The organism is Escherichia sp. E1130, assembly GCF_005781065.1.
GTDB lineage: Bacteria > Pseudomonadota > Gammaproteobacteria > Enterobacterales > Enterobacteriaceae > Escherichia.
Genome location: NZ_VATL01000007.1, coordinates 67,877 through 90,119, shown reverse-complemented (window position 1 = coordinate 90,119; position 22,243 = coordinate 67,877). Strand labels below are relative to the sequence as shown.

The 22,243-nt window shown below is 49.2% G+C and carries 19 protein-coding genes and 3 pseudogenes; 17 read left to right on the top strand and 5 right to left on the bottom strand.

Going from position 1 to position 22,243, the window contains the following annotated elements; translation table 11 throughout:
• The first annotated feature begins 310 nt into the window (after positions 1–310).
• From FEK66_RS07915 to tssE, 14 genes and pseudogenes are all read left to right on the top strand, one after another.
• Positions 311–574, top strand: a complete 264-nt coding sequence (locus FEK66_RS07915) for a PAAR domain-containing protein (RefSeq protein ID WP_130210724.1) — start codon at positions 311–313, stop codon at positions 572–574.
• Between the two features lie 2 nt (positions 575–576).
• Positions 577–1,785, top strand: coding sequence for a hypothetical protein (locus tag FEK66_RS07910; RefSeq protein WP_135495484.1), 1,209 nt, complete (start codon positions 577–579; stop codon positions 1,783–1,785).
• Positions 1,778–5,149 (top strand): ImcF-related family protein, encoded by a 3,372-nt coding sequence (locus FEK66_RS07905; RefSeq protein WP_135495485.1) that lies wholly within the window; start codon positions 1,778–1,780, stop codon positions 5,147–5,149. The genes FEK66_RS07910 and FEK66_RS07905 overlap by 8 nt, the downstream gene beginning before the upstream one ends.
• Positions 5,150–5,279: 130 nt before the next feature.
• Positions 5,280–5,446 (top strand): annotated as a pseudogene (locus tag FEK66_RS07900) (type VI secretion system protein TssA); the annotation flags it as partial.
• A gap of 33 nt (positions 5,447–5,479) precedes the next feature.
• The gene (gene tssF, locus FEK66_RS07895; protein ID WP_130210718.1) at positions 5,480–7,249 is read left to right on the top strand and encodes a type VI secretion system baseplate subunit TssF; all 1,770 of its coding nucleotides are present in this window, start codon (positions 5,480–5,482) and stop codon (positions 7,247–7,249) included.
• Positions 7,213–8,295 (top strand): type VI secretion system baseplate subunit TssG, encoded by a 1,083-nt coding sequence (tssG, locus tag FEK66_RS07890; RefSeq protein WP_130210716.1) that lies wholly within the window; start codon positions 7,213–7,215, stop codon positions 8,293–8,295. The genes tssF and tssG overlap by 37 nt, the downstream gene beginning before the upstream one ends.
• Before the next feature lie 35 nt (positions 8,296–8,330).
• Positions 8,331–8,855: a type VI secretion system lipoprotein TssJ gene (gene tssJ / locus FEK66_RS07885; protein WP_135408881.1), complete on the top strand. Its 525-nt coding sequence runs from the start codon at positions 8,331–8,333 to the stop codon at positions 8,853–8,855.
• Positions 8,856–8,859: 4 nt separating this feature from the next.
• Positions 8,860–11,094: pseudogene (vgrG, locus tag FEK66_RS25950) on the top strand (type VI secretion system tip protein VgrG); the annotation flags it as partial.
• Positions 11,095–11,121: 27 nt separating this feature from the next.
• Positions 11,122–12,423: an S-type pyocin domain-containing protein gene (locus FEK66_RS25945; RefSeq protein ID WP_346475856.1), complete on the top strand. Its 1,302-nt coding sequence runs from the start codon at positions 11,122–11,124 to the stop codon at positions 12,421–12,423.
• 3 nt (positions 12,424–12,426) lie between these two features.
• Positions 12,427–12,702 carry a bacteriocin immunity protein gene (locus FEK66_RS07875; RefSeq protein WP_130210710.1) on the top strand — a complete coding sequence of 92 codons (276 nt, stop codon included), beginning with the start codon at positions 12,427–12,429 and terminating at the stop codon, positions 12,700–12,702.
• Positions 12,703–12,792: 90 nt separating this feature from the next.
• On the top strand, positions 12,793–13,089 hold the full coding sequence (locus FEK66_RS07870; RefSeq protein WP_165382762.1) for a bacteriocin immunity protein: 297 nt from the start codon (positions 12,793–12,795) through the stop codon (positions 13,087–13,089).
• A 136-nt stretch (positions 13,090–13,225) separates the two neighbouring features.
• Complete coding sequence (locus FEK66_RS07865; protein WP_130259207.1) at positions 13,226–13,777, top strand: hypothetical protein; 552 nt, start codon at positions 13,226–13,228, stop codon at positions 13,775–13,777.
• 823 nt (positions 13,778–14,600) lie between these two features.
• The gene (locus tag FEK66_RS07850) at positions 14,601–14,900 is read left to right on the top strand and encodes a bacteriocin immunity protein (protein WP_130210704.1); all 300 of its coding nucleotides are present in this window, start codon (positions 14,601–14,603) and stop codon (positions 14,898–14,900) included.
• 7 nt (positions 14,901–14,907) lie between these two features.
• Entirely contained in the window at positions 14,908–15,342 is a 435-nt protein-coding gene (tssE, locus tag FEK66_RS07845; protein WP_130210702.1) for a type VI secretion system baseplate subunit TssE, read from the top strand.
• Between the two features lie 18 nt (positions 15,343–15,360).
• Here the strand turns inward: tssE and FEK66_RS25640 are convergent.
• Positions 15,361–16,690: pseudogene (locus FEK66_RS25640) on the bottom strand (type II toxin-antitoxin system HipA family toxin).
• On the bottom strand, positions 16,690–16,956 hold the full coding sequence (gene hipB / locus FEK66_RS07825; protein WP_130209497.1) for a type II toxin-antitoxin system antitoxin HipB: 267 nt from the start codon (positions 16,954–16,956) through the stop codon (positions 16,690–16,692). Before hipB ends, FEK66_RS25640 begins: the two are co-directional and overlap by 1 nt.
• Positions 16,957–17,405: 449 nt before the next feature.
• On the opposite strand from hipB, the gene FEK66_RS25635 reads away from it, so the two are divergent.
• The 3 genes from FEK66_RS25635 to FEK66_RS07815 all read left to right on the top strand — a co-directional run bounded on the left by FEK66_RS25635 (position 17,406) and on the right by FEK66_RS07815 (position 18,940).
• The gene (locus tag FEK66_RS25635) at positions 17,406–17,567 is read left to right on the top strand and encodes a hypothetical protein (RefSeq protein WP_165382765.1); all 162 of its coding nucleotides are present in this window, start codon (positions 17,406–17,408) and stop codon (positions 17,565–17,567) included.
• A gap of 312 nt (positions 17,568–17,879) precedes the next feature.
• Positions 17,880–18,383, top strand: coding sequence for a helix-turn-helix domain-containing protein (locus FEK66_RS07820; RefSeq protein ID WP_130209643.1), 504 nt, complete (start codon positions 17,880–17,882; stop codon positions 18,381–18,383).
• A 56-nt stretch (positions 18,384–18,439) separates the two neighbouring features.
• Positions 18,440–18,940, top strand: a complete 501-nt coding sequence (locus tag FEK66_RS07815) for a DUF6622 family protein (RefSeq protein ID WP_130209499.1) — start codon at positions 18,440–18,442, stop codon at positions 18,938–18,940.
• Between the two features lie 513 nt (positions 18,941–19,453).
• Here the strand turns inward: FEK66_RS07815 and FEK66_RS07810 are convergent.
• The 3 genes from FEK66_RS07810 to FEK66_RS07800 all read right to left on the bottom strand — a co-directional run bounded on the left by FEK66_RS07810 (position 19,454) and on the right by FEK66_RS07800 (position 21,344).
• A complete protein-coding gene (locus FEK66_RS07810; protein ID WP_130209501.1) occupies positions 19,454–19,936 on the bottom strand; it encodes a GNAT family N-acetyltransferase in 483 nt (160 codons plus the stop codon).
• Entirely contained in the window at positions 19,924–20,190 is a 267-nt protein-coding gene (locus FEK66_RS07805; RefSeq protein WP_130209503.1) for a DUF1778 domain-containing protein, read from the bottom strand. Before FEK66_RS07805 ends, FEK66_RS07810 begins: the two co-directional genes overlap by 13 nt.
• Positions 20,191–20,420: 230 nt before the next feature.
• Complete coding sequence (locus FEK66_RS07800; RefSeq protein ID WP_130261399.1) at positions 20,421–21,344, bottom strand: omptin family outer membrane protease; 924 nt, start codon at positions 21,342–21,344, stop codon at positions 20,421–20,423.
• Positions 21,345–22,243: the final 899 nt, after the last annotated feature.

The following is a 22,243-nucleotide window of genomic DNA, read 5'->3' as shown; positions in this document are numbered from 1 at the left end:
AGAAAAACAAAAAGGCGAAAGAAATTGCATTAAAAACCATTTCTGAATATCCGAGCGGAATTTTTATGAAAGTCAAAGCAAAAAATAAATAAAATTTATTTTATTTTTCGCGCAATAATAAGACCAGTGCTTAGCTTGTTTCCGGAGATAAGGTAAGGGTTATACGGATTTCACAAGATAATAAATGGGTAAATATTGGTTATATCAATACCAAAGGTTTACCTCTTATATTCTGGATCAACGCTGAAACACTTGAATAATAAATATTAATTTATTCCGCCCTGTAAACAATAAATTAATGGAGATACAAATGTTGCAAATTATTCGAAAAGGCGACAAAACCACTCACGGCGGTTCAGTCATGACCTGTTCTGACACCATGATATTTGGTGGGATTGGCGTGGCGCGTAAAGGTGATATGGTTTTCTGCCCGATACCTCTACATGGTCCGACAACCATCATCGAAGGTAATCCTGATTATCTTGATAACGGGATCCCGGTCGCCTTTCACGGCCATAAATGTGGTTGTGGCTGTACATTGATCAGCTCTTTTGCTTCTGCAAAGGTTGCCTGAGTATGCCAGTCCTGCTGGATGCTATCCCTGAAAAGGCGTCGAAGGTTCCACGACCTGATACCCGCCGATGGCTGCTGTTCCTGGCATTTGTCATGTCAGGAGGAATTGCGTTAACGCTCTGGAACTGGACGGCAGAACGCACTGGCTTTATTTTCTGGTTTACTGCGCTGGGATTGCCTTTCTGTCTCTGGGGGCTTCTTTTCTCCCTGCGCAGGTTTGCATATAAAGTAGAGCAGGTAGGGGCTGAGTCCAGGAATGCGGAACGCGAAGCGCTTATTGATAGCGAAACTTGTCGTGGTCAGCGCTGTGGCTGGATACTCGATACCTATGTTCAACACTTTTCAGGAAATACTCCCGCTGCACTGGTTAAAGCTGTTAATCATACTGTTCCAGCTTCAGAGACCTCCACGCCACGTGGTTCCAAATCTGCTGTCAGGTATGCAGCCTTACCCAGTTTTCAGACAGCTCTGGATACAGAACTCATCTCTGTAACGTCAACACTCGTCGCCCATGTACAAAAAATTACCGACATCCTTTCGCAGGATATTCCTTGCTGCCTGATGCTGGACTGTGACGATGATATCCGTCCCGGACTGGAGGAGCACTTCAGAAATGAACTCACGGCCAGAACCGGGAGAGTTTTCAGAGTCCTCGCAGGCAAAGGTCTGGCGGGATTTGATGCCTGGCTTGATCAGCGCTGGAACACTCCAGGCATTCTTGCAGAGGTGACGTTTTCATTGCCCGCGCAACCTGATGAAGGTGACGCCGATGCCATTACTCTTGTGGTGTTCAGCAACCGTAAGGCTGCTGGCTATCCAGATGCAGTATGCCTTCATCGCCCAGAAAAGGGTAAGGAAGTCCAGCTTGTAAAAACGCTGGACAGGGCGCTGTTATGGGCCGCAACAGCCCCTGAGGCACTAAAAACGGCCTGGTATACAGGTCCAGTCCTTTCAGGCGGAAGTGGATGGAATATGGCTTGTGAAGATAACGGGGTAACATTCAGCTTGTCAAAAGACAATCATGGCATTGATTCTGCTCTGGGATATGCCAGACGTGCCGCCCCCTGGCTCGCTGTTATTCTTGCCTCAGTGGCATGCAGAGATAATGGCCCGCAGGTTATCGCCGCCCAACCCACCGCTGACAAAGACGACGTCTGGATCGCTGTCATCACCAAAGAAGAAGTTCGCAAGGAATCGCCCAAGAATGTCTAAGGTAAAAGTAAAAACTCTCATCGGCTCCGTTGTAACTGTCGCCTTTTTCCTGACAGCCATCGTGGCATTTCTGTTTTATGCCTTTCCGGAAAACGTAGCTTCGGCCACCGGCTTCGGTCCGTATGACGGCCAACGGATACTCACATTCTGCGCCATACTGGTTGCCACGTTGTTTTTACTCGGCTGGCTGACGGAGAAGGCTTTCGACCTCGCCGGTAAATCTGGGTTGTATTTCCAGTGGGGACGGAAAAAGGCTGAGAGCGTCACTCCGGTAATGAGCACCATTCCCGGTGAAGAAGACGACGATGAACCGGTCTTCAGCGAAGACGCCGTATCCGAACACCTGCGCTTTCGCTATGGACGTCGCTGGAAGCGTAGAGTGCGACTCCTTCTGGTGATGGGCAACCAGGACGACGTTCACAAAGCTGCCCCGGGCCTGTGTAATGACCTCTGGCAGGAAGGCGACGGCAATGTGCTGATTTATGGCGGTGACGCGCAGTCACTTCCGGACGAGATCTTCCTTTCAAAACTGAAGCGCCTGCGATCCGGGCAACCGGTTGATGGCATCATTCAGGTGATGAGTATTTCAGCCCTTCCAACGGATGGCGAACGGGATGCCCTCCTGCGTTACCGTCAGAAAGCCGACCATCAGTTGGGCTGGCAGGTGCCTGTCTGGCTGTGGCTGACTGACAACGCCACCGATGCTCAGCAGGGCGCGGAAACTGCTGCGACAGGGGTCATATTCGGGCCTGATGGCACCGTGAAAGACGCGGGTGAAGGGTTTTCTACATTGGCACTGCATCTGCAAAAAGCAGGTATGGCACAGATACTGAATAATCCGGCTGATTTCGGTCTGCTTCAGTTATCCCTCCAACTGCGGCAGGAGCTGAAAGCCAGTCTGGATGTTTTGCTCGGCGGGCTGATGCAGGGATCTGCGGTCTGGCGTTTACGCGGTGTCATGTTCAGTCCTGAAGTGGCCGTTGTCGGTTCGGTCCCAAACACACGCCCCGACACACTGACCTGGAAAGCCGTCATTGATGACTGTGATGCCGTCAGCGGCAGGAAGCTGGGCTTCGACTGGCTGAAGATGCTGCGGTTAATTCTGCTTTCCCTGATTGTCCTGTGGGGGGCCGCTACACTGCTGTCTCTGATCGTTAACCGTACTCAGATTTATCAGGCGCAGGAAACGGCAAGACAGGCAGCGGATACTGCAAAATCACTGGCTGAACGTCTGCACAATCAGCTCGTACTCCAGCAGGCCATTGCCCGTCTGCAACATCGTGAGACGACCGGCGCGCCATGGTACACACGATTTGGTCTTAATCAGGACAGCGACACGCTGGCCGCACTCTGGCCGCTGTATGCGAAAAATAACGCACAGCTAATGAGGGATGCTACAGCAGACAGTCTCAGGCAGCAGCTGAATGCCTTTGTGCAACTACCTCCTGCCAGTGATGCCCGTACGCAGGGCACACAGCATACATATGACATACTCAAAAGTTATCTGATGCTGGCGCGTCCGGACAAAGCGGACGCCGGCTGGCTGGCAAAAAACGCGCTGAAAGCCTTACCGAAACGCCAGAATGTGCCGGATGGCATATGGCAGAACATCGCACCGAAACTGCTGGGTTTTTATGCGCAAAACCTCCCGGCTCATCCGGAATGGAAAATTAAGCCTGATGCCCAATTAATCAGCACAGTCCGTCAAATTCTGCTTAAGCAAATTGGCCAGCGGAACGCTGAGTCCGGGTTATATCAGGAGATGCTTAAGCGCGTGGCCAGCAACTGGCCTGATTTAACGCTTGCTGATATGACTGGCGACACCGATGCCTCAACGGTATTCAGCACTGATGAAGTCGTTCCTGGAATGTTTACGCGTCAGGCCTGGGAAGAGCAGGTACAGGATGCGATTGATGAGGTCGTGAAAACCCGCCGCGATGAAATTGACTGGGTACTGTCGGACAAGACCCATCAGACAGGGAGCGATATCTCCCCGGAGGCGCTGAAGGCCCGCCTGACTGAACGCTATTTCACCGATTTTGGTAACGCCTGGCTCAACATGGTCAACAGCATACAGTGGCAGGAAGCCACGTCACTGTCTGAGGCGATTGCCCAGCTCAGTCTGATCGGTGATGTCCGCCAGTCCCCGCTAGTGGCACTGATGAACACGCTGGCCTGGCAGGGGAAAACAGGGCAGAAAGGTGAGGCTCTGGCTGATTCAATCGTGGACTCAGCGAAAAAGCTGATCGGTCAGAAAAAAAATGCCAGACAGTTTATTGAACAGGCACAGGGCCCTAAAGGTCCGCTTGATGGCGTGTTTGGACCGCTGATGGGGCTTATGGAAGGTAAAGAGGGTACCGGTGCCAACGGTAACCTCAGTTTCCAGTCCTGGCTGGCCCGCGTAACTCAGGTGCGGCTGAAGCTTCAGCAAGTCACCAGCGCCCCGGATCCGCAGGCTATGTCGCAGATGCTGGCCCAGACAGTATTCCAGGGCAAAGCCATCGATCTGACCGATACCCGCGACTACGGCAGTCTGGTTGCGGCGAGTCTGGGGCAGGGGTGGAATGGATTTGGCCAGTCGTTATTTGTGCAACCGCTTGATCTGGCCTGGCGGCAGGTAATTGCCCCGGCTGCGGGTAGCCTCAATGTCCGCTGGCAGACAACCATTGTCGATCAGTGGAATAAGGCCTTTGCGGGACGGTACCCGTTTAAAGCCACCGGCAGCGATGCCTCCCTGCCGCTACTGGCTCAGTTCCTGCGTAGCGACTCGGGTCGAATCACTACCTTCCTGAAAACTAATCTCGGCGGGATCCTCCGCCAGGAAGGGAATCGCTGGGTCGTTGATCCTTCCGCAAGTCAGGGGATGGTTGTGAGTCCGGATTTTCTCCGGGCGATTAATCAGCTGGCGGAACTGTCAGATATCATGTTCTCTCAGGGCGATGCGAGTGTTCACTTCGAACTGATGGCGCGTCCTTCACGGGATGTTGCCAGAGTGCAGCTTACCCTCGATGAGCAGAACCTGGATTACTTCAATCAGATGGAAAGCTGGCAGAGCTTCACCTGGCCGGGGAATACTTACTATCCAGGTGTGTCGCTCATCTGGCGTAGTGTAAACAGCGGTATGCAACTCTTCGCCAGTAACCAGGGTAACTGGGGCTTCATTCGCCTGCTGGACAAAGCCCTGATCACTCCACTCGATGCCAGCCGTACACAACTGGTGTGGATCACCGCCGATAGCAATCCTCTGAAGTTCATCATGCGCAGCGAGCTGGGCGACGGTCCGCTAGCCTTACTAAAGCTACAGGGATTTACGCTGCCCGCGTCCATTTTTAACGTTGCTGCTGGCACTGAAGGTGTTGAGTAAATATGAACAGAGGCATTCATCCTGTGCTGGCCTTTGCTAAACAGGTAGATGGCTGGTCTTCAGGTGTATTCAGTCAGGTTGATAAGTGGCGGGAAACCGATTCACTTGCCCCATGCCGGTAGATGACGTTTCGCCAGTGCTGACGCTGGAAGACTCGGAGCCCGCTCTGTTGTTTGAAGTCCTGGCCCAACGCCTGAAGCTGCTACGAATGAAAGCCGGTCACAGTGAATCTGATAAAGCCCGTTGGTGGGTCTGATCGCCATTGACCCGGCCAGTGCCATGGTGCTCTGTGGCTAATATTCTCTTTAATAATTTTCAGGAATACCATGCATGGATGATTTAACCCTTCGCTATTACGAAGCAGAGATGCGCTATCTGCGTGAGGCGGGCAAAGAGTTCGCCCGTGCCCATCCGGATCGGGCAGCGATGCTTAATCTGGATAAACCCGGCGCCCGCGATCCTTATGTAGAGCGCCTGTTTGAAGGTTTTGCCTTCCTGATGGGCCGTTTGCGTCAGAAGCTGGATGATGACCTGCCGGAACTGACCGAAGGGCTGGTGAGTCTGCTGTGGCCACACTATATGCGGACCATCCCGTCGCTGGCTATCGTCGAATTCTCTCCTGACTGGCGTGGCCTTCGTCAGGCTGAACTTCTTGCCGAAGGTTTCTCCGTACAATCACGCCCTGTCGGGCCGCATAAAACCGCCTGCCAGTACCGGACGACTCGCGATGTTCCTCTGCAACCACTGCATCTTGCGGATGCCCGCCTTCATACTGAAACCGATGGCCGCTCTGCTATCCGTTTGCGCTTCGAATGCCCTGAAAAAGTGGACTGGAGCAAAGCCGGGATCGACAAAGTCGCCATATTCCTCAACGCAGAGAGTCCGATCAGTTCAGCACTCCACCTGGCATTGACCCGTCGCGTTCACGCCATGTACGCCCGCCATTCAGGGACATACACCGAACGTCATCAGTTTGATGGCTGGTGCAAACCCATGGGCTTTGACGACAATGACGGCCTGTGGAAGAAAGCCGATACTGCCTTCAGTGGTTACCAGCTGCTGCTGGAGTATTTCAGCTTCCGACCGAAATTTATGTTTGTTGAACTGCGTGGCCTCGACACCATCGGGCTAACTGAAGCCAGCTCCTGGTTTGAAATCGACATCGTGCTCAGTGAAGCCTGGTCATCCGATCTGCCTTTTGAAACGGAAAACTTCCGGCTGCACTGTGCACCGGTCATCAACCTCTTCACCCTGGAGGCCGATCCGCTGACGCTTAACCCGCTGGATAACGAATACCTGCTCAGGCCGTTGCGTCTTCAGGATGGTCACACCGAGATTTACAGCGTCGATGATATCCATGGCGCGGTAAAGAATGGCAAACACCCCTATGTACCGTTCACCAGCTTCCGGCACCGGGGCGGTATGATGCGCCACGATGCCCCTGAACGTTATTACCACACCCGCGTGAAACGCGGCCCCTCTGGCCTGTATGACACCTGGTTGATTCTCGGGGGGCGTTCGTTCGAGCTGGAGCAGCTGTCCGATAAACCAGAATCCCTTTCGATGCGAATAACCGGTACCAACGGGCAGCTTCCGCGCACAGCGCTGGAAAGTACGCTCCTGGACAGGGTGGCAAAAACCGGCAAAGTGCCCGTCAGGGTACTGAACGTCACCGCACCGACGATACCGCTGTATCCCCCTGCAAACGACCGTTTTCACTGGCGGGTGATGAGCCACCTCGGCTCAAACTTCCTCAGCATGATGGACAATCCGGAAGTCCTGCGGGGAACGCTGGCGCTGTACGACTGGACCGATGATGAAATGAACCGACGTCGGCTTGAAGCTATCGTCGCCGTGAAGCACACCCTGCTCCGCCGTTTTGAGAAGGGCTTTATGCTCCGGGGAGTAGACATAGAGGTCACGCTGAACATGGATAATTTTGCAGGCGAGGGGGATGTGAATCTCTTCGGCGAAATGCTGCACCGGTTCTTCGCGCGCTACGCTGATATTCACCTCTTCAACCAGCTTACGCTGGTGCTGCAACCGACAGGAAAACGACTGAGATGGCGCGAGAATCACAGCCAGTACGTCCCGGGCTAACACTAGTCCTGAGCAAAGATATCTGGCGGGCCAATTTTTATCGTTTCTGCCAGCTGCTGGAGCAGGAAAATCCGGACGCGCCGAAACTGGGCGCCTCCAGCCATCCAGCCAACGATCCGGTCCGCTTCAGGCCCTGGCCTGGTATGGGTTTCCCGGTCAGTACCCTCAAAGCGGTGGAGACTGACGAAGACCACCCGGAATTACCCCCAACGGTCCGTACGACATTTTTGGGGATATATGGCGTGGACTCCCCTCTGCCGACGTCCTGGCTGGACGACATTGCGCAGCGCCGCGAAGGGCACGAGGCAGTTACCTCGTTTCTGGATATTTTCAGCCACCGTATCACCACCCAGTATTATCGGATCTGGCGGAAATACGCCTGGCCGGCCACCTTCGAGGCAGGTGGCCGCGATGCCACATCTCAGTGTCTGCTGGGGCTGGTCGGCCTTGGTATACCGGGCACCGCTGAACAGGTGGCAACGCCGGTTTCACGCTTTCTGGCCTTGCTGGGTACCATGCGATTACCCACCCGCAATGCAGAAGGCATTCGGGCCCTGGTAAGCCTACTGGCACCGAATACCCGGGCAATTATCACCGAGCCCGATCCGGTTAAGGTCCATATCGATAACCGTAGCGGGTTGGGTACCGGGAACCGCATCTGTCTTTCTCAGCGAGCCACGCTGGGTAAAACGGCAAAGGAAGCATGCAGTCGGGTACTGGTGACGCTGGAGACAGAAGATCCGGAGGAAGCCGAAGGGTGGTTACCAGGTGGTTTCCTCCATACCGATTTACTGGTCCTGCTGCGCGTTTATCTCGGCTACCGCAGTGACGCCCGACTGCGCCTCACCGTACCCGTACGATTGTTGCCTGAGCCACGCCTTGGCAAAGGCAGACGTATCCAGCTGGGCCGCACCGGCTTGCTGGGCCTGAAAGCAGGCAAGCTCAGCAATAGTCGGGGAAGTCTGACCGTCAGTCTGGGCTGCTATGAAGGGTTGCAATGTTCTGCGCTACCGTCCGCTGAAGACGGGCACTACCGCTTCGAATAATCACGTACTCCCACTCTCAATAAAGGAACTTTTGAATGGCAACAGTAACCCGTTGGTGGGCGCTGACGCTTATTGCCTGTAGCCTGCTCGCTGGCTGCGGTCTGACTCAGACTGTCACGGACGGTACGGTCAGCATCACGAAATCCATCTTCTACAAGAAAATCAAAACGCTGCATCTGGATTTTACCCCGCGTACGGCCATTAACGCTGATGGCGCACAGACACCGCTGGCAACGATGGTGAGAGTTTATCAGCTCAGGGATCGTAAAGCGGTTGATGCCGCCGATTACCAGACACTGCTGCGCAATGCCGATACGGTACTTAAAGACGACGTACTGGCGTCTAAAGAGCTGCTGGTGATGCCAGAAGGCAGCATGACACTCAATATGCCCATGGATGAAGACGCTCAGTTCGTGGCGGTGGTGGGATTATTTAACCGCCCGGATCAGAAGGACAACCGCTGGCGCCTGGTGCTGACCCGTGACGATCTGGACCCGGACACCCCCCGCACGATTGAACTGGGTGATGGCTGGCTCAGCCTCGTGCCGGTGAAGGAGTGACGTGATGGATAACTGGTTAGCGCTTTTTGACGGACAGACCCGATATTTTCTGGATATTTTTGACAGCTCAGTGAAGCCGGATGTTCTGCGCTTTTACGGCAGGGAAGCACTGAGCGAACCCTTCAGCTGGGACATCGAGTTCACAACGCTTCAGGCGAATATCCCCCCGGAAGAGGTGCTGATGAAATATGCCTCTTTCCGGATGCGGAGCGGTAAAAGTGTGCACGGCATGGTGACCCGCCTGGAATGGCTTTCCACCTCAAAGGACCAGTCTCACTGCCGGCTTACGATCAGTTCGCGCCTGGCGCTCCTGGGATATACCCGACAGTGCGTGGTCTATCAGAACCAGTCTGTTCCTGAGGTGGTTGAGCAGGTGCTGCGTAAACACGGTCTGGAAGGTCCCGATTTTGAATTCAGACTGGAGCGCACCTACCCACCACGTGAAATTATCACTCAGTGGCGGGAAACGGATTTGCAGTTCATTCAGCGCATTCTGTCTGAGGTGGGTATTTACTGGCGTACGGAGATGGACGACGTGCGCGGTCTGGATACTTACATACTGGCCGACAGCCAGCTTAACTATCAGTTTGATGTGCAGTTGCCCTACAGCGAGCCGTCGGGGTTGTTCGACAGTGTGGCAGAATCGGTCTGGGATGTGCGGACCTGGCACAACATTGCCACCGGCACTGTCACCACGCGTGATTACAACTACCGGACAGCCACCATGCCGATGAATGCGGCGGTCAGCGTGCGTAATGATGTGGTCACCACCGGGGAGCATTACCGCTACGCAGCCCCTTATCGTGAAGCGGGAGACGATGCCAGCCCGGAGCCGGAAACCGAATCTGGCGCGTTCTGGGCCCGACTTCACCACGAGCGGGAGCTCAACAGGTCGGCCCGTATTCACCTGTTCAGCAATGCTGCACACCTCACACCCGGGCAGGTGCTGGAGCCGCAGGGCGATGTCATTACGGCCCTGCAAGAGGGCGTCATCCTTACGCTGGTGACCTTCCGGGGCGCCCGTGATTCCCGTCTGCATGTGTCGGTCTGGGGCCAGCCTTACACCGAACGTTACTGCTTCCGTCCGGCAGAGATCCCGCGTCCGGTCATCGCGGGTACGCTTCCGGCACGGATCGAAAGTCGCGAAAAAAATGATACCTACGCACATCTGGATGAGCAGGGGCGCTATCGGGTGAAGCAGGACTTCGACCGGGAGGGGACGGAACCCGGTTACGGCTACCTTTGGCTGCGGATGGCGAAGCCTTATGCCGGTGAAACGCTGGGCTGGCATACGCCGCTCATCGATGGCACCGAAGTGGCGATTGCGTACAGCAATGGCGATATTGATCTGCCGTACATCGCCTGTGCACTACACGACTCCGAACATCCCGATCTTGTGAACCGGGACAATCATACCCGGAACATCCTCCGGACACCGGCCAACTCAAAATTGCGGATGGAAGACAAGCGTGGTGAGGAGCACATCAAACTCGCCACGGAATACGGTAAAACGCAGCTCAACAACGGGCACCTGGTGAACAGCAAAGGACAACTTCGCGGTAAAGGCACAGAGCTGCGCACCGATGAGTGGGGAGTCCTGAGAGCAGGAAAGGGACTCTTTGTCGCTGCGGATGTCCAGGCGAAAGCGCAGGGTGATGCTCTGGACATGGATGCTGCATTGAAGGAAATCGACAGGCTTAATCAGCAACTGCAACAACTGGAAATGGCCGCAGAAAAGGCCCTGGCGCTGAAGGGGGATGTCGACAGCCAGATACAGATGTTTGAGCAGCGGCTGAAACCGCTCAATGAAGCGGTGCTTTTCTCGGCGCCGGAAGGCATGGCACTGACCAGTGGAGAAGATATGCAGCTGGCCGCGGGCCGGAACCTTGCGCTTAACGCCGGAGAAGACTTCAGTGCTGGAGTGATGGGCAATGCGACCGCTTTGACCGGGGAGAAGCTGGGGCTCTTTGCCCGCACCGGTCAACTGAGCCTGAAATCCGGGGAAGGGCCAATAGATGTCCAGGCGCAAAACGCCAGTATGCGGTTGTTCGCTGAGAAGAAGCTGACGCTGAGCTCAGCGAGTGACATCTCCTTTGCCGGAAAAAAACGTATCACGCTGATTGGTGGTGGCAGTTATCTGAAGCTTGAGGCCGGGAAGGTCGAGTATGGTACGACAGCGTCGTATGTACGGAAGGTGAAAAGGACGATGGCGGCATCAGCCAGTGCTAAACCTCCGGAGGCCTTATCCTTACCGCCTCCAGCGACCATGAGAGAATTCAATCCCGAAACGCTCACCCCGTGGGTGACGCCGGTGTATGCAAAATCCTGCCTGAAGGAGAAAGGCTGCACGGATGCCGGTACTGCCGAAGAGCCCGTTGATAACTTTGGACAGATGACAATTTTTGCCCAGCCTGTCGAGGACGACTGCTGCGGTTATGGCCATCAGCATGAGCATGCAGATGATGAAGTCGTTCAGCATGCCCAGTCAGCCAAAAAGCGTAAGCCTGACGCCGGGGGCGCTCAGGCAACGGCTGCACCACTTGCTCTTGGGGCTGCTACGGGCGTGATGACCCAGGTCTGGGGAGAATGGTCCCTGACCGGCGTATTGGGCGCGGCCCGGGGAATTCCGTATGTAGGAGCGATGATGTCCGCACTCTACGTTCCATCTGCGGGCGAGGGGAGTGACAGGGTTCCTGGCCGGGATGAATTCTGGTACGAGGAAGAGCTGCGGCAGAAAGCCATCACCGGGGCAAAAGCGACAACCCGGGTGAGATTCTTCTGGCGCCAGGATGAACAGGGCAACATGCGGGTCTATGGCGTCCATACGGGTGAAGGTACCCCGTATGAAGGTGTCCGCACAGCAAACATGGTGTGGAATAGTGAGCATAATCAATATGAGTTCACTCCAGCTCACGGTGCCGATGGTCCGCTGATTACCTGGACGCCAGAGAGACCTGAGGGCAGTGACCTTCCCTCACATACCGGCAGCGACATCAAGCCAATAGACCAGGCAACAATACTCGTCACGCCAATTCCTGACGGTAAAGATGAATACACGACACCACCTTTCCCGGTGCCGGAAGAACGCGATCTTAACGATTACATTCTGGTGTTCCCTGCGGATTCAGGGATTAAGCCGATTTATGTTTATCTCAAAACCGCGAGGGATGAGCCAGGTGTGGCAACAGGGAAGGGGGAGACGCTATCAGGTTCAGAGAAATGGCTTGAGGCTGCGAGCTCTGGTCTGGGGGCACCTGTACCTGCGCAGGTTGCTGATAAACTTAGAGGAAAACCCTTCCGTAACTTTGACCATTTTAGAGAAGAGTTTTGGCTTGCTGTGGCAGAATGTCCTGAATTGATGAGTCAGTTTAAAAGGGTTAACCAGATGGAAATAAGAGATGGGAATGCTCCTTTCAGCATAGTGCCAGAACAAGTTGGTGGAAGAAAAAGATTTGAAATACACCATATAGAACGTATTATTGATAGTGGGGCTGTTTATGACTTTGAAAACATGCGCGTAAACACAGTTAGAAATCATATTAATTTACACTCAAAGAAAAATAGGTGATTTATGGAGTTTAAGCCAAAGCTTGAGGATTATACAGAGGATGAGTTCAGAACCTTTTTAAATGAATTTTTCACGAACCCAAAAAAATTAAAAGGAAAAGAGCGGCAGCAGTATATAGATAATTTAGTTGCGCACTTTGACCTAATTGTAAATCACCCTGAAGGTAATGGATTGTTATTCTATCCCCCAGACGACCGTGAAGATAGCCCTGATGGGGTGATCGGGGAAATAATAAGATGGAGAAAATCCCAAGGGCTTCCACTTTTTAAAGATAGTTAAGAATTAATACCTGAACTCAATATGGCTATCTGATGAGATAATCTAACCAAACATTTCTGCTTGCACATTATGAGGAATGCAAAGCTGATTATGATTAATAATAGGTGTGTTAAAAACAAATTGGAAGATTATACTAAAAATAAATTCATGAAAATATTGAATGAATTTTACTCAGAACATAGATCATCGTCATCACCTAAGGGTAACGAGCTAGAAACTTATTTAGATAATCTCCTTGATATGTTGACTGTACTGGTTGGGACCGGAGAAGTTAGTGACTTTATATACTACCCAGACACACCTGAAAATGATTCGCCTGAAGGTGCATTAAATGAAATAATTAAATGGAGAAAATATCAAGAGCTTCCATTATTTAAGGACTTCTAGGTCAAAGAATCATGAATAGAATATCATCATGACTGCTGCGTAACGGTCTTAATTTAGTAACAAAAATGGACTTGTTGGGGAATGATATTCGGAGTCGCTGGATATTATGGAGCGGACTTGGTTGCGGATTATATTGATGAAAATTAATTTCGATCGTTTATTTAGCAAAAAAAATAACCTTCAGGATATCTATTCTGAAAATACCTTTATCACAATCCCAGACTCAGAAAGAAGATACCCACCATTCTTTTTTGTTGGGAGCGGGGTATATGCATACTCAACCAGGTTCATGATTAAATCCGATGACTTAGCAAAGCTAGTTGATACGATCGAGGAAAGGTTCAACAAAAAGATAACCAGCAATAAAGCTATTTATTCGCTCAAAAACAGCACTCTTCACTATTATCAATTTAAAGAATTTGGTCAAACAGCAGTAGATATAATAACTAATGACAACAACCTCATTGATAATATTTACGCTTTATATTTAGAACCACCGCTACCGAGCACTGTATTCCCTAACCGGGATGTAGAAACATTCGGAAGTCTACAAGGCGATATAGAAGCATGGTGGAGTATATATTGGCACCCTTTCTGGGGGAGGCTATCTCTGGAAAAGAAAAAACATTACGTAGAGCAAAAAAATTTATCTAATGAGCTAAAGGAATTCCTACTTCTCCATAACTAACATCATTCCCGCAAAATGACTTTCGCCCAAGATGATCTCTGAGGTTTATGCCATGCGGTCTGGCGCAGACCAGTGTGAATGGTAAAATCGGCATCACGATTTCAACATAAATTTATTCACTATGGTAAATAGGAGACACGAAATGATAAATGTAACTGAGATGAGCGAAAACATTTCCAATTATACAGAGAACGAATTCACCGAAATTGTAAGTGAATTCTATCCCGAGCAAGTATCAAAAAAATCATTAAGCAACACAGAATTAGAAAATTATTTGGACAAGCTTTTGGATAAAATCATTTACTTAGTTGGCTCAGTTACTGCGAGTGATTTTATATATTACCCTAACACCCAGAAGAAGACAATCCAGAATCCGTAATTAAGGAAATAAAAAATCAAGAAAAAACCATGGATTAGCTCTTTTTAAAGATTAATAAAACCACACAAAATGAATAGAAGGTAATTTATGGAACTTAAAAACTCATTTTCAGAATATACACAACAAGAATTTTTGCTTTTTTGAATGAATTTTTTAAGAATTCAAGAAAAGCAAAGCCAAAGGGGGAATCTCTTAGTGATTATTTGACAAAATTATCGAATCACTTTGACAAAATCACGGAGCATCCTGAAAAGAGCGATTTAATATTTCACCCAAAGGATAATTCAAAATGTACTCCGGAAGGATTGATTGAGGCAGTTTTAAACTGGAGAATATCCCAAAGCCTTCCTATTTTCAAAGATATTTAAACTAGAACGTTATAACCCTATGTAATTCCAAGAGTAAATGACACTTTATTAAATCCATAATTACAGACAGAAAAATATGTTTGAATTTATGCGTACGTTTAATGATTACACTGAAAATGAATTTCTCGAATTCTTACATGAATTTAGAAAAGCAACAAGGAAAGATAAGTTTCTAAAAGGGAAAGAATTAGATACTTACTTAGATAAGCTCATGTACCATTTCATAGTTATTACTGAGCACCCTAAGCAAGGAGACCTAATAGCCTATCCTGAATCACCAGAAGACGGGAACCCCAATAATATTATCAAAATTGTGAGGGTGTGGAGAAAATCTCAAGGCCTCCCACTTTTTAAAGACTCTGAAGCGGATTCTTGAGGTCTAAATGTCCAATAGAAAATCCCCATCGTTATATGAAATTCTCACTGGCAACTTTACAGGGGATCTTCCCCTTGAAGTTGTAAACGAAGAAGACCAGGTCATTTTATCCGTGCTGGATAACATCCAGCGTATCTTGAACGCCCGGGCCGGGACCATATCTCATCTACCAGATTATGGTTTGCCGGATATGACCAAAATTCTGCAAGGCATGCCCGGAACAGCCCACGAGCTAATCGATACGCTGGCCGGTGTTCTACTCAAGTATGAACCACGTTTGCAGTCCCTTAATGTAACTTTATTCGAACAGCAAGTGCCCGGGGAGCTGCGTTACGCCATAGATGCGGAACTGAGAGGTATCGGACTTGTACGGTATGGGACCGAGTTTATGCCAGAGGGAAAGGTGATGATCAGACACTTGAAACAGCAGCAAAATCTGTAAAAACATCAATTTATCTAATCAATTCATACCCTCATTTCCATATTCTCGGCTTAACCGACCGTGCAACCTCAACACATTGGTTTCAATTGCCGTCAACACGTTCTCCGGAAAATCTGCCGATAATGAAGTCTTCACGTTATCCAGTGCTGCGGGAATCATTCTGGCAAAGTCACTCAGGATTTCATGCATCTGCACTTCCGGGAATTTCAGTGCCTTTGCTGTCGCCAAAAAATGTCGCGGATAAATTTTATTGATTACCGTTTTCTGCCTTTGGATGCATTAAGCCCCATTGCCAGTTTGAGATCGCTGATATGTATTCCCGGGCCACCCAATACCGGAAATGCTGAAATGATGTCGTAAAATGGCGTGAGTCGATAACTACCGCCGGCCTAGATAAACACAGAGAAATTTTTCGCATGGCCGTCCGTCGCGCCAATCAACCACTGGAATACCTGGAATTTCATAAAATCATAACGATCGCGAAGCGCCTCGCTGGACCCCATTAAAAACGCCATGATCCGCGCGATGCCTGGGCCTCCGTCAGATTCATATTTCACCGATGAAGGTAAACCGAATGTCTGACACATATCCTCCTGCGGCAAGCGAAGTAAAACCGTTCGTTCAGTATTCCAGCGTCTGTCAAAGCGTTCGACCGCTAACGCGCGCACCTTTCCCGCTTTAATGATTTCTGCGTCGGGAACATTCAACCCGAATTCTTTTGCCAGCAGCAGACAGTAATACTCATTATCAACACTCTGACTGAGATCGAGCGTCGCGTTGGGCTGCCTGATTTCACCAATCGGCAATTTAATGATATGCGTCGTCGGCGTTATTCCTTTCGGAATGCACCAGTCATTGCCCATTCTGAGCAGCGCGGTCTTCTCCTACGCGCCAGCAACCGAGATGCGAAAGTCATCTTCCTCCTAATCATGTCTAGCGGGATATCTGCTTTATAAGCCGTTAATACTTCTTCAAGTCTGGCTTCAGTAAGCTTTTCCCATGCCATTATCGGGCGCGTTACGGTTTCGTCTTCTGGTAATAACGTCACGGCGCCAACGCTGTCTCGCCCTATTTCTGACAATAAATCAAACGGTTGTCTGGATTTAGCATGATAACGTTTAACGATCCGGTCGCGTAAAATCGGGCTATCGGGTAACAGGTTATCGAAGAAGTTAAATACGGCATCAGAGGTGATATTCCCCCTCTGCAATGGCAGCGAAAGCGACAATGGCCTGGCATAACGGTTGGCTAACCACTCCGGCGCATACTTAAAGGTATGGGCACCGTTGGCCAGCTTCGTCAACTCGCCTACCCGCTGGTTGTTCATCCACGTGACAAGTTTAGGCATTACCACTCCAGATCTTGCTGATCAGTTGATTCTGGCGAGGCATTTTTCGTGTCGCATAGCGTCATTGATAGCTTAAGCGACAGTAATATCTTAAAAAATGTTGTTAGCGTGGTGTTGTCAGGGTTGTTTTCGAAATTGGAAATGGTCGCCTGTTTTATACCGATTTTTTTCGCCAGCTCGCTCTGCGTCCAGCCATTTTGCTGACGAACCAGTTTCATTGCATTTGCTAATTGCGTTGGGCTATAGATCATCGGAAAGCTTATCATGCCATACGTCCACAAGAAGTTTATCCGCTTTAGGGGATATTTTCAGTTTTATCCTTTAGTGAGGATAAAGTCAATCTGCAAACGCATTTTATCCGCTTTACGGGATAAACACTGCGATAGCCGCGATCGCGGATAAAAACGACCATACAGGTATAGTGCATCTCCACTACACCGGGTGGCGTCAGCCCCATTACCCCGATGCAGTCCATTTTCTTCTGACTTTTCTGTGTGTTTTGTGTGTATTTTAGCCAAGAATGTGATCAGTACCCGATATAGTGGATCACGTCATTGCCACCATACCTGATAGCGTGATGGCACGGTTAGGAAACTTTACCTGGTACAGTGTATCGTGAATGATGATCGGCTCTGATAACGCGATGATACTGAAGTGAAAGCTGTACCCTGTGTAGTGGATCCAGTGAAAGTGCGCACCCGGTATAGTGTGCTTCATGGCTGAATCGGAGTTTGCCGCAGGTAGCCCTGCGTCCACCATCATGACAGACACTGGTCGCAGGACTCGCGAGCCGTATGTAGGTAATCCACTATGCCGGGTGAATGATATGTTGATCCATGCTGACGGACAGCTGGTTATCCACAAAAACGGAGCATAACCTTGTGACCGGAATCCGGATAAGACGAGATAATCATCATTACTGCGGCATCACCAGTAAGGGGTAACCCTGCTCCTCTTTTACTTCAGTTTCTCTATATTCAGCATAAATTCAGACGTTCCGCTGATGCTGGAAGTCGACGGAAAGAACGGGAAGCTGCGGCTGTCACCCAACCCCAGACCCAACTGAATGTGCAGGGGTCCGACCTTATGACACTGGCGTGTCGCCTTGCTGTCATGGTGGTGTCGTATACGGTGCCGGACTGATGTGCAAGTATTATTGTCACAGACATTGCAGAGAACGGGAACAATGATGACTGTCGCTGAAAAGGTGAAAACATATCGTCTGAGAAAGGCATGGTCGCAGGAACAACTGGCTGAAGTCGCCTCTCTTTCTGTAAGGACTGTGCAGCGAACTGAAAAAGGCCAGAAGCCGAGTCTGGAAACACTCAGTGCGATTGCTTCAGCCTTTGATATAAATGTTTCTGATCTCTCGGAAGAGACTTACGTTGCCAGCCAGGCTCTTGATGAACGCATCAGCGAAGCCAAAATTCAGGTAGCACAGGAAACCCGGTTTTATCGGATTCTGGTTACTGCTGTTCTGGTATGCACAGCATTAATGATAATTAACTCTCTGTTTACCCCGGAAAGTTACTGGTCCGTTGTGGTAGCTGTTATATGGGGAGGACTTGTCATACTCAGGGGAATACGCGTGTTTATCATGCGAGGGAAAATCGCCTTATGGCAACAACGCAGGTTGCAGAAAATTCTTCGGTCAGGAAATAAAATATCGAATAACAATACCACTGAAAAGTAATGGTGTGCCGATTCACCTGTACTGAAAAAGATTAACTTTCGTAACTGGGACAACTTATGAATATTGCAATCTTTTTAAGAGATACACCTGTCTGGATATGGATCCTGCTGGCTTTTTTACTGCGACGCGGCTTTGCTGCTCTTTATGTCCGGGAGATGACAATCAGGCGGTTGTTTTTTCTCCCAGTGCTTTTTCTTGTCTGGGGGGCATATGGTGTTATCACTGAGACTGCACTTGCTGGCGCAAGCCTTTCAATGATGGCAGCAGGACTGCTCGCAGGCACGGCTCTTGGATACAGGTTGTGGCGCTTACAGCCACCGCTGAGAGATTCAGATAATCCGGGCATGATTATCAGGGCTGGGACGCCGCTGACCCTGGGGCTGATTGTGATTACTTTTTGCATGAAGTTCATACTTACTTCAGCCATTTATCTGCAACCGGGATTACGGTCATCCGCAAGTTTTTGTATGTTGTTTGGCGGTGTAACAGGACTTATTGATGGCGTATTCTGGGGAGGAACCCTGAGCCTTTTCATCCCTTGGTACAGCAGAAGATGATTAACCGTAACTACCGGTGATCGAAACCCAAAGGACCCGCTATTCATTGTTGTTGGCTCACGCCAGATGAAATTGAAATTTTCGCTTGTGGTAAGCGATGGTCGCACAGTTAGGGTATACCCCAAGGCATAAACGCTATAAGCGTTGTAGGATTGCTCTTGGATCTGTGACAATTGATAACTTACAAAAAGCTTTGCTTAAAATCCGTAAACCGTGGAGAACGAGCAATATCGTTATCCCGTCATTTATTTAATTAAATGTCTGCTTCACAGCAGACACTCAACAGCGCCGTCCGCGTCTATAACTGACCTATCGCGCTTAATGTTCTATATTGCTGTTCTGTTAACCGACTGGGGCCGAGTGACATTTATCGCAAGCCATGCCTAAGTGCGTACAATGAATCGCATAAAAAAGTAACTTATTGATTTTAAAGTACATATAACAAAGATTATGTTAAATATCGTATCTGGAGGGCTTCAGTATGCACATTTCAATCTCCCTTGCCCCCCATTATTACGGCAGTCTGAGAAACAACGTTCTCTCCTGCGTTTGTGATGCTTTAAAACCATGGTGCAGGTAAAAGCGTCGGGCAGTGTCGGTAAGCGCATGAACCATAATGGCGCGAACGCCGATATTTTCAGCTACTCTGTAGCAGCGCAACACCGCATCATGAAGCAGATCGGCGCCCAGTCCTTTACCGTGGAACGAAAGATCGACCGCCAGACGAGCCAGGATAATCACCGGTATGGGGTCAGGCATATTACGGCGAATATTTCCCGTTGCTTCGACATGATTCACACTACCGGTTGCAAGTGAGTAATAACCAACTACACGTTTTGTCTCTTGCTTGCAGATAACAAACGTCCGCGCAGCCCCAAGCGCCTGATTCTTTAATCCCCTGTGTTTTAACCATTCATCCAGAACAGCCTCACCACTAACAAATTCCGCAAGTTGATGAGAACTCGATAAAGGTTCAGGCTGAGTTACAAATCCCACTGTGGTTTCCTTGCCAGAAGTTTTTCTAATGCTGGGTTAGATTCTACCGGCGCATCGATCATATCGATAAACTCGGCATACTGCTCCTCGTTCAGATTAAATACTCTGCGTTCAAGAATGACATTCTCTGCGGCCTGGCAAGCCATTTCGAGGATAAAATCCGTGCGCGACTTATGCAGAATTTCTGCTGCCGTATCTATCAGCGCCCGCTGGGATTCTCTGGCGCGAAGGTTGAGTTGGACATCTGATTTCATGGTAACACTCCGTATAGCATTTGCTATACAGCATAGCAGATTATTGCTGTGTAGCAATTGCTATACATACCGGATAACTGAATTTTTCACCAGAGAGTTACTGACTAAAGGTACTTAATGTTGGCAAGACGGCTGCTGCAACGGATGGGTAAATTATCAGGATGTTGTAACTACGTAATTTTTATTTAAATTCGGGGGCGTTTACTGCCCCCCGAAGACGCATTTAACCATCAGAAGCGGTACTCAATCCCTGCGCCAATGGCGTAGTTATAGTTTTGAATACCTGCAGCATCATTGTAATGTTCAGAGTCACCTGTGACTTTATCATGCACAGTTGAGTCCCCCCTGCCTTCAGAGAAACGCGTCCAGCTCAATTCAGTGAAGACACGAGCCTGGGAAGTAATATTATATCCCGCGTTGATAGTTCCTGAGTAATAGTTTGAATTACTGGCAGTTTCGTTAAAACTCAGGTCACGCATGTAATGCTCATCGTGGTCGCGAGCTTCTACCCACGGACTGAATTTAAACTGTGCAGTGATATCAAAATCCTGGTAAACATATTTCCCCGTCAGCCCTAAGTAAGGCACCCGGTATCTCTGCTGGTAACCAATGGTGCGCTCACCGCGCGGGAAATCGCCCACATTCGCACCATTATCATAGGTATAATGCCCCCCCTCAGCCAGCCAACTGAAACGGGTTTCCTGATACCCAACCACTGCGCCGAGATGCAAATTATCTTCATTCAGCAACCAGCCGGTTACGTTCAGATCAAGCTGGTTAGCGAAATTCAGATGCGTGTCAGGACTGCTTGACCTGTCGCTCCAGTGGCTTTGCGAAGGATAAGACCAGTCATAATCATCCATACCAGAACCGCGAGATGCCAACGTCGTCCACCCATTAGCATTCAGCGACAACCATGATAATGGGTCCCAGGTAATTCCAGCTTTAATAACCGGCGCATTGTTTATTTTCCAGTTAAGCTGGCTCGACTTCACACCTTCATCATAAACAAATTCGCGAGACTCCCCGTTTAACACCGAAAGAGAAGTTCCAACTGACACACTCTCAGGAGAAAAGTTGACACTCTGGTCAGCATATGCCAATGGCATTAATGCAAGTAAACCTGCCCCGGTAAGTAATACACTTTTCAACATCGCTCTCATCCTTATAACCTGGTGTATGTCTTCTGACTGACATTTGTGCACCGATAAATTGTTCAGTTATACCGTAACAGCAATTAGCCATAATAAATGGTGGAAATGCTGCCATTAATGAATATATTTAACCTAATTGGATTCTGATATTTTCACTGCCACCTTAATCAACGTTTCAGTTAGCCAATTACGTCCTTTAACGGTGTTCAAACCTGAAGATATCAAATCCTTTAAGTTCGGCATTACAGAGTATTAAAGCAGATAAATAGCATAGCCATATCGTTATAATGCCATACATTTCATTACAACAATAAATCAAATCACACAAAAAAATTGCGCTTATTTATCATTTTAAGCCCAACAATTGTCATCACCAAAAAAAAATTAAGATAAACACCCTAGACAAAAAAGAAACCAGACAACAAAAATCAGTATGAAATGTCACAAAATGAAAATACAACAACCAATCAACCCATTGATATCACTAAATATAAACATAAATCAGAGATAAATCATAACAGTATCCTCACCAGCTAACATATCAATAACGGAATTTTATGCTGTAATTTCACATAGCAGACAGACCTATATTCTCTTGTTAACGCCCCCTCTACCAGGAATTATAACAATAGACGCGCGCAACGACATGTTCTTATTGAAAAAAACGCACTAACACATAATCATCCTAACATTCCATTATCAACAGAAAATCATTAACATTCGTTAGTTTTTATTATCAGTAACATGTAGCTGGAGGGGTGAGCAAAAACCAAATTTATTACAACAGCACTTGAATGAATTTAGTTACACACTGTTTCGTGTGTCTGTCTCAGACAAAATGAACAGAATAATAAAGCACCTTAAGGAAGATTAGTCCGGATAAATAAATATTGTCCGCC

Excerpts from the sequence above, each read along its gene's own strand:
- FEK66_RS07915 (WP_130210724.1), top strand. The coding sequence starts at position 311 with ATGTTGCAAATTATTCGAAAAGGCGACAAAACCACTCACGGCGGTTCA.
- FEK66_RS07910 (WP_135495484.1), top strand. The coding sequence starts at position 577 with ATGCCAGTCCTGCTGGATGCTATCCCTGAAAAGGCGTCGAAGGTTCCA.
- FEK66_RS07905 (WP_135495485.1), top strand. The coding sequence starts at position 1,778 with ATGTCTAAGGTAAAAGTAAAAACTCTCATCGGCTCCGTTGTAACTGTC.
- tssF (WP_130210718.1), top strand. The coding sequence starts at position 5,480 with ATGGATGATTTAACCCTTCGCTATTACGAAGCAGAGATGCGCTATCTG.
- tssG (WP_130210716.1), top strand. The coding sequence starts at position 7,213 with ATGGCGCGAGAATCACAGCCAGTACGTCCCGGGCTAACACTAGTCCTG.
- tssJ (WP_135408881.1), top strand. The coding sequence starts at position 8,331 with ATGGCAACAGTAACCCGTTGGTGGGCGCTGACGCTTATTGCCTGTAGC.
- FEK66_RS25945 (WP_346475856.1), top strand. The coding sequence starts at position 11,122 with ATGAGAGAATTCAATCCCGAAACGCTCACCCCGTGGGTGACGCCGGTG.
- FEK66_RS07875 (WP_130210710.1), top strand. The coding sequence starts at position 12,427 with ATGGAGTTTAAGCCAAAGCTTGAGGATTATACAGAGGATGAGTTCAGA.
- FEK66_RS07870 (WP_165382762.1), top strand. The coding sequence starts at position 12,793 with ATGATTAATAATAGGTGTGTTAAAAACAAATTGGAAGATTATACTAAA.
- FEK66_RS07865 (WP_130259207.1), top strand. The coding sequence starts at position 13,226 with ATGAAAATTAATTTCGATCGTTTATTTAGCAAAAAAAATAACCTTCAG.
- FEK66_RS07850 (WP_130210704.1), top strand. The coding sequence starts at position 14,601 with ATGTTTGAATTTATGCGTACGTTTAATGATTACACTGAAAATGAATTT.
- tssE (WP_130210702.1), top strand. The coding sequence starts at position 14,908 with ATGTCCAATAGAAAATCCCCATCGTTATATGAAATTCTCACTGGCAAC.
- hipB (WP_130209497.1), bottom strand. The coding sequence starts at position 16,956 with ATGATAAGCTTTCCGATGATCTATAGCCCAACGCAATTAGCAAATGCA.
- FEK66_RS25635 (WP_165382765.1), top strand. The coding sequence starts at position 17,406 with ATGGCTGAATCGGAGTTTGCCGCAGGTAGCCCTGCGTCCACCATCATG.
- FEK66_RS07820 (WP_130209643.1), top strand. The coding sequence starts at position 17,880 with ATGACTGTCGCTGAAAAGGTGAAAACATATCGTCTGAGAAAGGCATGG.
- FEK66_RS07815 (WP_130209499.1), top strand. The coding sequence starts at position 18,440 with ATGAATATTGCAATCTTTTTAAGAGATACACCTGTCTGGATATGGATC.
- FEK66_RS07805 (WP_130209503.1), bottom strand. The coding sequence starts at position 20,190 with ATGAAATCAGATGTCCAACTCAACCTTCGCGCCAGAGAATCCCAGCGG.
- FEK66_RS07800 (WP_130261399.1), bottom strand. The coding sequence starts at position 21,344 with ATGTTGAAAAGTGTATTACTTACCGGGGCAGGTTTACTTGCATTAATG.